Origin of the sequence: Azotobacter salinestris (genome assembly GCF_009363155.1) — a bacterium.
GTDB lineage: Bacteria > Pseudomonadota > Gammaproteobacteria > Pseudomonadales > Pseudomonadaceae > Azotobacter > Azotobacter salinestris.
Window position 1 is genome coordinate 4,407,644 of the sequence record NZ_CP045302.1, and the last position, 12,357, is coordinate 4,420,000.

Annotated in this window: 8 protein-coding genes and 2 pseudogenes (1 of these 10 running past the window's edge); 5 read left to right on the top strand and 5 right to left on the bottom strand. The window is 59.6% G+C overall.

Translation table 11 applies throughout. The features are described from left to right. Positions 1-127 precede the first annotated feature (127 nt). Positions 128-1,936: an ABCB family ABC transporter ATP-binding protein/permease gene (locus GCU53_RS20725; RefSeq protein ID WP_152389269.1), complete on the top strand. Its 1,809-nt coding sequence runs from the start codon at positions 128-130 to the stop codon at positions 1,934-1,936. Between the two features lie 47 nt (positions 1,937-1,983). Here the strand turns inward: GCU53_RS20725 and GCU53_RS20730 are convergent, their stop codons facing one another. Continuing rightward, a complete protein-coding gene (locus GCU53_RS20730; protein ID WP_244306898.1) occupies positions 1,984-2,904 on the bottom strand; it encodes a LysR substrate-binding domain-containing protein in 921 nt (306 codons plus the stop codon). A gap of 1,171 nt (positions 2,905-4,075) precedes the next feature. On the opposite strand from GCU53_RS20730, the gene GCU53_RS20740 reads away from it, so the two are divergent. Then, positions 4,076-4,852: a hypothetical protein gene (locus GCU53_RS20740; RefSeq protein WP_152389271.1), complete on the top strand. Its 777-nt coding sequence runs from the start codon at positions 4,076-4,078 to the stop codon at positions 4,850-4,852. 137 nt (positions 4,853-4,989) lie between these two features. Here the strand turns inward: GCU53_RS20740 and GCU53_RS26805 are convergent. After that, a pseudogene (locus GCU53_RS26805) lies at positions 4,990-6,043 on the bottom strand (IS5 family transposase). 137 nt (positions 6,044-6,180) lie between these two features. Between GCU53_RS26805 and GCU53_RS20755 the strand changes: the two are divergent. Then, positions 6,181-6,573, top strand: a complete 393-nt coding sequence (locus GCU53_RS20755; RefSeq protein WP_152389272.1) for a hypothetical protein — start codon at positions 6,181-6,183, stop codon at positions 6,571-6,573. 31 nt (positions 6,574-6,604) lie between these two features. Here GCU53_RS20755 and GCU53_RS20760 read toward each other — a convergent pair. Next, positions 6,605-7,541, bottom strand: a pseudogene (locus GCU53_RS20760) (IS630 family transposase). A 188-nt stretch (positions 7,542-7,729) separates the two neighbouring features. Here GCU53_RS20760 and GCU53_RS20765 point away from each other — a divergent pair. Further along, a complete protein-coding gene (locus tag GCU53_RS20765) occupies positions 7,730-8,479 on the top strand; it encodes an IS5 family transposase (protein ID WP_152389273.1) in 750 nt (249 codons plus the stop codon). 30 nt (positions 8,480-8,509) lie between these two features. Here the strand turns inward: GCU53_RS20765 and GCU53_RS20770 are convergent, their stop codons facing one another. Together GCU53_RS20770 and GCU53_RS20775 are read right to left on the bottom strand one after the other, a co-directional pair. Further along, positions 8,510-9,601: an IS630 family transposase gene (locus GCU53_RS20770; protein ID WP_152389274.1), complete on the bottom strand. Its 1,092-nt coding sequence runs from the start codon at positions 9,599-9,601 to the stop codon at positions 8,510-8,512. A 107-nt stretch (positions 9,602-9,708) separates the two neighbouring features. After that, complete coding sequence (locus GCU53_RS20775; RefSeq protein ID WP_152386499.1) at positions 9,709-10,746, bottom strand: IS630 family transposase; 1,038 nt, start codon at positions 10,744-10,746, stop codon at positions 9,709-9,711. Between the two features lie 128 nt (positions 10,747-10,874). On the opposite strand from GCU53_RS20775, the gene htpG reads away from it, so the two are divergent. Continuing rightward, positions 10,875-12,357 carry the 5' portion of a molecular chaperone HtpG gene (gene htpG, locus GCU53_RS20780; RefSeq protein WP_152389275.1) on the top strand. It continues 422 nt past the right edge of the window, so the window shows 1,483 of its 1,905 coding nt (coding positions 1-1,483); the start codon lies at positions 10,875-10,877; its stop codon lies off the right edge, out of view.

The following is a 12,357-nucleotide window of genomic DNA, read 5'->3' on the forward strand; positions in this document are numbered from 1 at the left end:
TAGAGTTCCCCCGCATCGATCGACTGTGCCGGTCGTTGTGGTTGCAGCAGGCTATCGGACAGGCCAGCATGGCCGGCTCGAAACCAGGCTTTGCGTATCAGCCTGTCCAGCCGTCAAGGATTTCTCCATGAGCCAAGACCCTTCGGCCTCCGAGGTCGCCCCGCTGCGGCGAGCCCGCGAATCACGCGGAGATTTCGCGGTGATCGCCGATTTGCTGCCCTATCTGCGTCCCTATCTGGGGCGAATACTGCTGGCCATGGGCCTGGTGTTCGTCGCCAAGCTGTTCAATCTTTTGGTGCCCATCGTTCTCAAGCAGATCGTCGACAGTCTCAACGTCGAGCCCAGCCTGGCGATGCTGCCGGTCGGCCTGTTGCTGGCCTACGGGGCTTCGCGGATCGGCGTCAGTCTGTTCACCGAACTGCGTCAGGTGGTATTCGCCCGGGTCATGGCACGGACTTCACGGCAGGTCACCCTCAAGGTGTTCCGGCATCTGCACGGGCTCAGTCTGAAGTTCCACCTCGGGCGGCGCACCGGCGGCGTGGCGCGCGACGTGGAGCGTGGCGGCAGTGCCATCTCCGATCTGCTCGACTGGACTTTGTATTCGATCATCCCGATCTTCCTGGAAGTGATCCTGGTCACTGCCGTGCTGGTCTGGGCCTACGATTGGCGCTTCGCTGCCATTACCCTGGCTACCCTGCTGGCCTACGGGGGCTGGACCTTCGCCATTACCGAGTGGCGAACCCGCTACTATCGCGCTTCGGTGGAAGCCGATACCCGCGCCAACGAGCGAGCGGTCGACTCGCTACTCAACTACGAGACGGTCAAGTACTTCAACAACGAGGGGCACGAGGCGGCGCGCTACGACGAGAGCCTGCGCCGTCTGGAGGACGCCAGGGTCAAGGCCACCACCAGCCTGGCCGTGCTCAACCTTGGCCAGGTCGCGCTGGTGTCGATCGGCGTCACCGCAATGATGTGGCTGGCTGCCGCCGGAGTGGCGGACGCCAGCATGACGGTCGGCGATCTGGTGCTGGTCAACGCCTACCTGCTGCAGCTCTCTGCACCGCTGTTCCTGCTGGGAATGATGTATCGCGAGGTGAAGCAGGCGCTGACCAACCTGGAGCGCCTGTTTATCCTGCTCGACGAGCGCCAGGACGTACAGGATGCCCCCGATGCCAGACCGCTGGCCGCCACCCGGCCGAATGTGCGCTTCGAGGCGGTGTGTTTCGGTTACGACCCGCGCCGGCAGATCCTGCACGACGTGGGTTTCGAGATTCCGGCGGGCGGGACCGTGGCGGTGGTGGGGCACTCGGGATCGGGCAAGTCGACCCTGGCCCGGTTGCTTTATCGCTTCTACGACGTCGATGGTGGACGCATCCTCATCGACGGTCAGGATATCCGCCAGTTGACTCAGGCCTCGCTGCGCGGGGCTATCGCCATCGTTCCCCAGGACACCGTACTGTTCAACGACAGCATCTTCTACAACATCCGCTATGGCCGCCCGGAGGCCAGCCGCGAAGAGGTGGAGGCCGCGGCCCGCGCTGCGCACATCCACACGTTCATCCAGAGCCTGCCCGACGGCTACGACACCCAGGTGGGCGAGCGCGGCTTGAAGCTTTCCGGCGGCGAGAAGCAGCGTGTGGCCATTGCCCGGGCGATTCTGAAGAATCCCAGCATCCTGATTTTCGACGAGGCCACCTCGGCGCTGGATTCCCAGTCCGAGCGGGCCATCCAGGCCGAACTCGAGCGCATCCAGCTCGGCCGCACTACTTTGGTCATCGCCCATCGCCTGTCCACAGTAATGAGCGCCGATCAGATCTTGGTGATGGACGGCGGGAGGATCGTCGAGCGTGGCAGTCATGGTGATCTGCTGGCGCGGGATGGCCGCTATGCGCGGATGTGGCAGTTGCAACAACGAGAAGCGGAGAGGGAAGGCTGAGGCACGAGCCTCAGCCAACCTCTTTCAGGCTGGCTGAGGCCGAAGGGTCAACTCGTCAGAACGATTCCGCGCTCCTGGAGCTCCTCCAGGTTCGATCTGATGAACTGGATCAATGCACGGATGGCAGGTGTCATCGCCCGATGCGGTGGTGTGAGTGCCAGCAGGGGAAGGGCTGGCGGTTCATGGGCTTCGAACAGCCGAACCAGACGGCCGCTGGCCAGATCTCCAGCACAGGCATAGAACGGCAGATGGGCCAGGCCGAGCCCATTGCGCGCTGCATCGAGGAGGAGCGGCAGGTTGTCGCTGCTGAAACAGGCCTGGCGCAGTAGTCGTGGCGCAGCATTGCGCAGCAGCCACGGGCGAATGGCCTGCGGCGGGCCAAACCCGAGGCAGTTCCGGTCGTCCAGTTCGTCGGGATGCCTGAGGTGGCCAAGCTTTTTGCAGAGTTCCGGGCTGGCAACCGTGATGAAGTGAACCTGGCCTATGGGGTGCGCAACGATATCGGCACTGTCTGGCGGTTGTCCCTCCAGATAGAGCAGCAGATCGTGGCGCTGTAACGTCAGTTCCGTGTGGTTGTTATGCAGCCCCAAGGCGAGCCTTACCTTCGGCTGGCTGCTTGCGAAGCCGAGCAGGAGCTCTCCCAGCACCTCATGCAGCAGGCTGGGAACTGCCAGGCGGATCAGCCCCGATGGGCCGCCTTGCACTTCCCGTGCGGCTCCCTCGGCAGCTTCGGTGGCGGCCAGTATGCCCAATGCATGCCGGTATACCTGCTCGCCAGTACTGGTCATCGCAAAGCTGCGCGTGCTGCGGTTCAGCAGGCGCACTCCCAGTCGCTGCTCAAGCTCGATGATGCGTCGGCTCAGACGTGAGCGTGGAATGCCGGTTTCAGCGGCAGCTGCCGTGAAGCCACCGGCTTCGATGACGCGGACTAATAGGTAGAAGTCGGAAACATTGTTCAAGGTATCCATACGGAGAGATGCCTATCCATGAGCAAAAAGCGATCATCCATCACACGTGGCAGTGGGACGGCTTTCTCCATGCCAGGCACGGGCTGTTGGTTCCACGTTCAATGAGTGTAGTTAGCCATACCCATAAATCGAGTCGCCTTTTCATAACTGAAGAGCATTGAGTGCATGGACAGGCCTGACCAACAAGCTCTACGGCCCTGTGTTGGCTCGCTCTGGAGTACTTGGTAAGGGGGGATGGATCCCCTGGATGGCCTGTTACCCACCACCCGTCTTATGAGCAGCGAGTGAGCTTGAAGCAGGGAGCCTGCGATTACGGCTGCTTGGCTGCCTTGGTGCAAGGCGGAAGGCATTGTGATATCAATGTGCGCTGGTTATCAGGCGTTACAGGCTACAGCCTGCTCGCTGAGCGAGCGGGTGCGTGATCATTCTGCAATCGCGAACAGCCTGACCCGCTTGCTCAGAATGGGAGTCCGAGACAGGTACCGAACCTATACCATGCGGCAGGTTCCGAGGCTCATTCTCCCCGTGTCGGCTTGTTGACGCCCTCTGGAATTATCTCTGCTCGGAATCTGTTTCGGGCACCGGTGCTGTCGTTGGCGGGGTGGTAGAGGGAGTGGACGACGGAGCTGGCGTGGTAGTGGGCGCCGGGGGGGTGGGCTCTGAGGGCCGCTCCTCGGTAGTCGGGCTCGATGGTGGGGTGGCGGGCGTGGTTACTTTCTCGTCTTTCGAGTCACAGGCTGCCAGACCCAAGGTAGCTGCCAGGAGCATGGCGTAAGCAAAGGATTTGTGCATGGAGGTCTCCTTGATGAGCGATCACGCTACCCCGTTCGAGCAGCCCCATTCGGCGAAGTTCAATGGATGATTGAGTCTTGCCTCCGAATTGCCTCCGATGCCCATCAGGGCGGAGGGTGGTCTGTCCAGCCATTTCATATGCACTTTTGAGTTTTTGCAGATGGATTCGTCGACGTTGCAGCAAAATGGCTTCTGCGTTGTTCTCGTTGTCCAGATTACAATATCTCAATCTTTCTCAAGGTTAACGCATGAATGTGATGGCTATTGAAAATTATAAATACATTTTTCGATTGTAGGATAAGGCTCGGTCGAGCAGCGCTCCGTATGCTGTCGGTTCGTCTGTATTGTTCTGAGGCCAATTTCATAACAGGGATACTGAATGGATGAGCTGCTGATCCTGGGGGGCTTGCTGTTGGTTGTTGGCGGGTTGACCTGGTTGATTAGACAGGCTTTTTCCGTGAGTCTGTTCTGGGGCGTGGGAAGTCTGCTACCGCCGGTGACCCTGCTCTTCATATTGCTCAAATGGAGAAAGGCTTCCAGTCCGGTGACGCTGGCGGCTTTGGGCTGCATTCCTGTAATCGTCGGCTTGGCCATGTTGGCCAATCGCGATAGCGAGCGGCTGGATGCCGTCCTCCGATTGAGCGGACTCAAGGCAGAGGCCTCTATGCAGCCAACTTCCAAGTTGGGAATCCACTTGCATGGCGAACTTGATGGGCAGCCGTTCCGGCCTCAGGAGGGAGAGCTGGTTGGCAACGTGCTGACTCTGCGTGAGCATGATATTGCCCCTGCGCAGCGGGAGCTCAGGATCTATCTGCCCTCTGTATCTCGCGGCCCACTGCGCATAAACGTATCACCTGAAGATCATGGCCAGTTACCGCTGATTGAAATCAACCAGGCGAGTTCCAGTCTTGCTCAGCCGAACACTCGGCGCTTTGCTCAGGGCTATACCCTTCATCTTGACCTTGAGCCCCAGGTGCCCAACTTGCTGGTTGGTAACTTTCATCTGGTCCTACCTAAGCAGTTCGGCACAAGCCTAAGTGGCCGGGTGGAGCTGTTTGCCGATCGATTGCATCATGGCAACGGGAAAGTGAATCTTCATTTCGATTCAGAGGACACGCTTGCCTATGTGATTAAGGACTCCTTAAGGATGGTCTGAAGTAGTCATGTATTTCTGGCTGACTTCAGCCCCCCGCCGACTTTGAAAGCGGAGAATCGATCAAAAACGATCAGATCACCCGCTCGTTTCTGCGTTTTTTAGCTGCCGCGAGCACGTCGCAGCAACCGTTTCCCGCATTACAGGCGCACCTCTCCTGCATTCGCCAGTAAATATCGGCGCGCCATCCACAGATTCGACAAGGCGAACAGCGTCACCAACTGTGACGTGTTTTTGGCCAATCCCCGGAAGCGCACCTTGGTGTAGCCAAACTGGCGCTTGATCACGCGGAACGGATGTTCGACCTTGGCTCGTACCTGGGCCTTGGCCTTCTCGATCTTGCGGATCGCTTTGTATAAGGCGCTACGCTTGCCATGCTTCTTGTAGGTACTGCGCCGGGCCGCGACCTGCCAGATGACCTGCCGACCTTCATGCTCGGGGCGCTTCTCTACGCCGGTATAGCCCGCATCGGCACTCACTACGTTTTCCTCGCCATGCAGCAGTTGGTCGACTTGGGTGACATCTGCCACGTTGGCTGCCGTGACCACCACGCTGTGCACCAGACCCGACTCAGCGTCGGCACCAATGTGAGCTTTTGCGCCGAAGTATTAATCCGGCAATACAATAGGGCACTTTCTGTATTTTGGTTTCTCCTTGAAAATCAAGGATATATGCCGATACTGGTATGAGCCTTATTTGTGCTTTCGTATTGCCGGATTAATAGTACTGGTTGCCCTTCTTCGTCGAGCTCGGCGCATGGATCAGGGTGGCGTCGACAATGGTGCCCTGGCGCAGCGACAGTCCGCGCTCGCCCAGATAGCCGTTGATCACCTCCAGTATTCCCCCGGCCAGTTCGTGCTTCTCCAGCAGGCGACGGAAGTTGAGGAGGGTCGTTTCGTCCGGGATGCGCTCCAGGCTCAGGCCGGCGAACTGGCGCAGGAGAGTGGTTTCGTACAGCGCTTCCTCCATCGCCGGATCGCTGTAGCCGAACCAGTTCTGCATCAGGTGCACGCGCAGCATGGCTGCCAGCGGGTAGGCGGGCCGACCGCCTTCGCCCTTGGGATAGTAGGGCTCGATCAGGGCGATCAGCCCCTGCCACGGCACCACCTGGTCCATCTCGAGCAGGAAGCGCTCGCGGCGGGTCTGCTTGCGCTTGCCGGCATACTCGGCATCGGCGAAGGACAGTTGCTTCATCGGGAAACTCGGACAAGGGAGCGGGTGTATTTCACCAGAATCGGGAAGTCTTTTTCAGGATTTCCTTAAGGCGCCGCTTTGCAACCAGTACAGTCCAGCTCTACAGGCTTTCCCGTGCTTCGTTGCCAGCCAAGCACTTGGAGGTCGATATCGAGGCTCTCATCGATGGCAAGCCTCAGCATTTTCTGATGAACCTGAACAAGGATCAGTTGCGTGGTTGGCAGGTCGAGGAGACTCCATTCCTGGAGCTGCCTGCCAATAGCGACAGGGAGGCAGACGCTGCCCCGGCTCTGAGGACTGTCGACAAGAAACAGGGCTTTTCCCTGCAGCGTTTTCAATCCAATCCAGCTGATTTCCAGCAGTCGCGCATGCGCATCGTCACTGTACAGGGGGGGATTGCCGACGGGGCATTTGTGGGCGTCGACGAGGAAGGCTACCTCGTTCTCCAACGTCATCTGGGCGGTGGGGGGACTGCTAGCTATAGGCTTAGTCCGCAGAGCATCCGGTCGGTCGAGTTGCTCCAGCCCTGAGATTTGCCCGTGCGTCATGTCTAGAGCCTTTTCATCCTGACTGGCCATAGCCGTAATGGCGGATATAACGTTCGCATTCGGCGGCCGGAAAGCGCTCCAGCAAGGTGCCGATGGCCGACCACAGGGCATCGACCGTGCGGGCGGCGGCCTTACGCAGCAGCGGCTTCAGCTTCGCGAACACCTGCTCGATCGGGTTGTAATCTGGACTGTACGGCGGCAAATAGCACAGCTCGGCACCGCGCGCCTGGATGGCCTCCCGCACACCGGCAACCTTGTGCGAGCCGAGGTTGTCCATCACCACGATGTCTCCGGCGCCCTGGGTGGGCGCCAGCGCCTGCTCGACCCAGGTGCGAAACGCCTGCCCGTTGATCGGCCCGTCGAGAACCAGCGGAGCGAACAGCCCTTCGCTACGCAGCGCACAGACGAAGGTGGTCGTCTTCCAGTGGCCATGGGGCACCTGTCCCGGGCAGCGCCGCCCGCGTGGCGAGCGTCCCCGACTCGGGCTCATGTTCGTGCTCGCCCAGGTCTCGTCGAGAAACACCACGCGGCGCACGTCGAATCGGGATTGCCCGGCGGCCCAGGCGTGTCGAGCCTGCGCTACGTCGGCACGTTGCCGCTCGGCGGCCTGGAATGACTTTTTTTGAGCGTCAGCCCCAACCGCCCCAGCGTCTTCCACAGCGTGGTCAGGCTCACCCGCACGCCATGCTCGGCCTCGACCCACTGGCACAACTGCGTCAGTGTCTGCTCGGGCGCCGCGGCCACGCGCTCGGTCAGCGCCCCTTCGAGCCCCTGGAGTCGAGGGGGTGGACCCCGGCATTGACCTGGCCCAGTTGCTGTCGCGAGCGTGCCCGCGCCACATAGGACTCGCTCACCGCGAAGCGCCTGGCCACCTCGCGAGTCGAGCCGTCGGCCGCCAGCACCCGATCGCGCAGATCCTGCCCGTAGGCCTGCCCTCGACGCCATCCCATGAGCCACCTCCCGCGTTGCCGAACCCATGCCTCCGTTCAGCTTGGCTGCCCGGTCCCGGCTCGGCCACAACCACTAGTCAGGCCAAAAATGCTCTAGGGGCTGTTGACGTTTCGAGCCAGAGGCGTTGATGAAGAAGAGCAAACCCGCAGAATTCAGGCTCCCAGCCCGATAATCCCGCGAGTTTGCAATGCCCCGATTGATGCTCAATGACGAACTCTGGTCGAAGCTGGAAAACGTGCTGCTTCAGCAAGCCATTTATCACAAGCCGGATCTGCGCATGACGGTCGAGGGGATGCTCTACCGGATGCGCGCCGGCGGCCCCTGGAGAGACCTGCCCAGCGCCTTCGGGCGTTGGAGCTCGGTCTACAAGCGCTTCAATGCGTGGTCGGCGGCCGGCAAGTGGCTCAAGGTTTTCCAGGCGTTGATCGAGGAGCCCGATCTCGAGTGGGCCTTCATCGATGGCACCTACATGAAGGCCCATCAGCACAGTAGCGGTGCTGCCAGCGATCAGCCCGAGGCCATCGGCAAAAGCCGCGCGGGACACACGAGCAAGATCCACCTGGCCGTCGATGCGCATGGCTTGCCGGTGGCTTTCGAGATCACCGGGGGCAACGTCAACGACTGCACTTCGGCCCCCGAGTTGATTGCGCAGTTGCCGTCTGCCGAGGCGATCGTGGCCGACAAGGGCCATGAAAGCGAGCGCGTTCGCGAACAGATCGAGGCGCAGGGGGCACGGGCGGTCATTCCCCGAAAGCGCAACTCGCTCAAGGGCAATGGCGATCTGGACCGGGGGCTGTATCGCTACCGGCATCTGGTCGAGAACGCCTTTGCACGGCTTAAACATCACCGAGCCGTAGCGTTCCGCTACGACAAGCTGAAGCGAAATTACGAGAGCATGGTAGCCATGGCCTGTGGGTTTTTATGGCTCCCCATGTGAATCGTCAACAGGCCCTAGTGGCCTGTCTGGTTAATCCAATAACTCATTCCGAATAACTGCCAGCTTTGCTCGATGCACCGAGCCGATAATCGACTCAGCCGTTTTATTCCAGCGGAACGGCTTGGCCGAATGTTCGTTATGAGCCTCAATGAACCGACGAATAGCCGCTCTCAGATCAGCCACGCTGCTGAAGGCGTCACGATAAAGCGCCCGTCTTTCCAGCTGCGCAAACCAGCTCTCCACGGCGTTCAGCCACGAGGTGCTGGTCGGCGTGAAGTGCAGTTTGAAACGGGGATGCTTCTCCAGCCATTCCGTGACGGCAGCCGTCTTGTGGGTCAAGCTGTTGTCCAGAATCACATGCAGGTCCAGCTCGGTGGGGGTGCTGCGGTCGATCTGTCGAAGGAACTGCAGAAACTCCCTGGCCCTGTGTCGCTGAGTGATACGGCCCATGACCTTGCCCGTCAGGATGTCGAAGGCGGCATACAAGCTGGCCGTCCCATGACGCTTGTAGTCATGCGTCCGCCGCTCAACCTGCCCGGACTTGAGCGGCAGCATGGGCTGCGTGCGATCCAGCGCCTGGATCTGCGTTTTTTCGTCAACAGACAGCACAAGGGCGTTGTCGGGCGGATTCAAGTACAGCCCGACGACATCGACCACTTTGTCTGCAAAGTGCGGATCGTTACTGATCTTGAAGGTTTTCAACCGGTGCGGCTCAAGATCGGCAGCCGCCCACACCTGTGCGACTTGCCAGATGCTGACCCCAGCGTACCTGGCCATCAATCGCAGGCTCCAGTGGGTAGCCTCGCGCGGCACTCGCTGGGTCGTCAGCGTCAGGATTTCCTTGATCTTCGCCTCGTCGAGCTTGCGCGGCGCTCCGCTGCGCCGCAGGTCACTCAGTCCCTCAAGACCAGCCTCCTGATAGCGCTTGCGCCATTTGAAGATCACTGGCGCGGAGACGTGCAACTGCTCGCTGATCTCCTTGGGCGTGAGGCCATTGGCCAGCAGCAACAGAATTCTGGCTCGCTGGCCGATGCTCTGAGGCAGCGACCCCAGGCGCAGCCAGCCTTGCAGCTTATCGGCATCACCGGAGTTCAAGAGAAAAGGGGCTGCTGGCCGGGCCATATGAATGCTCAACCCATGGCGATAGAGCGCACAGTATACTGGCCCGGCATTGGATTAACGAACTTTACAGACAGTCCACTATTAATCCGGCAATCCAATACCCCAAATCATGCCGCATAGGCTATTTTGGGGTGCCTGAAGTACGAGCGAATTCGCTCGGGCTTTGATTGCAGGCGGCGCATGACCGAACGAACACGTCCTTCCAGAGCCTCCCGGCTTCTCGCGCTCGGCCCGCTGCGCACCTGCTGCTTGAGGTCGCCATTGAGGTACTCGTCCGGGTTGAGCTCCGGGGCGTACGCAGGCAGAAAGAACACCTCGATCCGCTCTCGTCGCTCGCCCAGCCAGGCTTTCACTGTCTTGCAGTGATGCACGCGCAGGTTGTCCAGGATCAGGAACACCTTGCGCCCTTGGGTGTCCCGGATCAGCCGCCCCAGGAAGCGGATCAACACAGTCGCCGTCATGGTTTCCCGGTACAGCATGAAGCGCAGCTTGCCCCGGTTGGTCACCGTCGAAATCATGTTCGTGGCAAAGCGGCTTCCACTGACCTCGCGTACCGGCGTTCGCCCTGTCGGGGCGTAGCTGCGCCCCGCGTGGCTATCGCTGCGCAAGCCGGTTTCATCGCCCCAGTGAATCTCGCCGCTCTCGGCCTTGGCACGCTGTTCGATCTTCGGGTACTCGGTCTTCAACCAGCGCTGTATCGCCTCGGGCTGCTGCTGATAGGCGCGCTTCAACGGCCGCTGCGGGGTATAGCCCCAACGCTTGAGGTATTCGCCGACCGTCCGGATCGGCATCTGAAAACCACAGTGCAGGGCGATCAGGGCCTGTACCGCCTCCCGAGTCCAGAGCGCGAAAGCGAGCTTCAGCTGGTCTGGCATGGTATCGAGCAGCAACGTGCGAATCAGCGCCTCCTGCTCCGGGCTGAGGCTGCGGCGCTCTCCTGGCAGTGACCCGCGCTGGCCACCCTCGATGGCAGCCGCCTTGCCCTGGCGCTGCGCCACCTCAACCCAGTGCGCCACGGTGCGCAGATGAACGCCAACGGCTTCGCCGATGGCTCGGTAGGTATACCCCTGCTCGCGCATGCGAAGGGCGATGGCGCGTTTTTCGCGCTGTTCCAGGGGGCTGAGGCTTCGGGCGTCACGGGTCATCGGGAAAATGCTGATTATGCCCTATTTTATTGCCGGATTAATAGCTGCTTGAAATCTCATCCCGATGCCCCATTTACAGGGAATCACTGGGATTGCGGCATATGCCATCTGTATGGAGTCAGACGACCATGAGTGCGGAAACTCAAAAAGAAACGCTGGGCTTCCAGGCCGAGGTGAAGCAACTACTTCATCTGATGATTCATTCGCTCTATTCCAACAAGGAAATCTTTCTCCGTGAGCTGGTTTCCAACGCTTCCGATGCGGCCGACAAATTGCGCTTTGAGGCCCTGTCCAAGCCTGAGCTGTTTGAGGATGGTGCGGCTTTGAAGATCCGCATTAGTTTTGACAAGGATGCGAAGACTATCCTGCTCGAGGATAACGGTATCGGCATGAGTCGCGAAGATGCGGTCCTCCACTTGGGAACCATTGCCAAATCCGGGACCGCTGATTTCCTGAAGAGTCTCTCGGGTGACCAGAAGAAAGACTCCCACCTGATTGGCCAGTTTGGTGTGGGTTTCTACTCTGCCTTCATTGTCGCCGAGAAGGTCGAGGTGTTCAGCCGCCGGGCTGGCCTGCCGGTCAGTGAGGGCGTGCATTGGGTATCGCAGGGTGAGGGTGAGTTCGATGTCTCGACAATCGAGAGGCCGGAGCGGGGTACCAGAATTGTCCTGCATCTGAAGAGTGGGGAAGAAGAGTTCGCCGATGGATGGCGTTTGCGCAACATTATCAGAAAGTACTCCGACCACATCGCTTTGCCCATTGAACTGCCAAAAGAGTGCTTCGGTGATGAGAGGGACAGCTCGGCTGCAGTCGAGTGGGAAACTGTAAACCGTGCCAGTGCCTTGTGGACTCGCCCTCGCAGTGAAATCAAAGACAACGAGTATCAAGAGTTCTACAAGCATGTCGCTCATGATTTCCAAGATGCTCTGAGCTGGAGCCACAACAAGGTCGAGGGCAAACTGGAGTACACCTCGCTGCTCTATGCGCCTAGTCACGCTCCCTTCGATCTCTATCACCGCGATGCACCTAAAGGGCTGAAGCTTTATGTGCAGCGCGTATTCATCATGGACCAGGCCGATGAGTTCCTGCCTCTGTACTTGCGTTTCATCAAGGGGGTAGTGGATTCCAATGATCTGTCGCTGAATGTATCCCGTGAAATCCTGCAAAAGGACCCCATCATCGACTCGATGAAGTCTGCGCTGACTAAGCGTGTGCTGGATATGCTGGAAAAACTGGCGAAGGGCGAGCCTGAGAAGTACAAGAGCTTCTGGAGAGCCTTCGGCCAGGTGCTCAAGGAGGGGCCGGCAGAGGATTTCGCAAATAGAGAGCGTATTGCTGGTCTTCTGCGCTTTGCTTCTACCAAGGATGAATCCGGTGACCAGAGTGTCGCTCTGGCAGATTACATGGAGCGGATGCGTGAGGGGCAGGACAAGATCTACTATCTCACAGGCGAAAGCTATACCCAGGTAAAAAACAGTCCCCACTTGGAAATTTTCCGCAAGAAAGGGATTGAGGTACTGCTGCTGACTGATCGTATCGACGAGTGGCTGATGGGGTATCTCACCGACTTCAGTGGCAAGCAGTTTGTGGACATTGCTCGTGGTGATCTTG

Bases quoted from the DNA above. Each gene is read 5' to 3' on its own strand.
- GCU53_RS20725 (WP_152389269.1), top strand. From the start codon at position 128: ATGAGCCAAGACCCTTCGGCCTCCGAGGTCGCCCCGCTGCGGCGAGCC.
- GCU53_RS20730 (WP_244306898.1), bottom strand. From the start codon at position 2,904: ATGGATACCTTGAACAATGTTTCCGACTTCTACCTATTAGTCCGCGTC.
- GCU53_RS20740 (WP_152389271.1), top strand. From the start codon at position 4,076: ATGGATGAGCTGCTGATCCTGGGGGGCTTGCTGTTGGTTGTTGGCGGG.
- GCU53_RS20765 (WP_152389273.1), top strand. From the start codon at position 7,730: ATGCCCCGATTGATGCTCAATGACGAACTCTGGTCGAAGCTGGAAAAC.
- GCU53_RS20770 (WP_152389274.1), bottom strand. From the start codon at position 9,601: ATGGCCCGGCCAGCAGCCCCTTTTCTCTTGAACTCCGGTGATGCCGAT.
- GCU53_RS20775 (WP_152386499.1), bottom strand. From the start codon at position 10,746: ATGACCCGTGACGCCCGAAGCCTCAGCCCCCTGGAACAGCGCGAAAAA.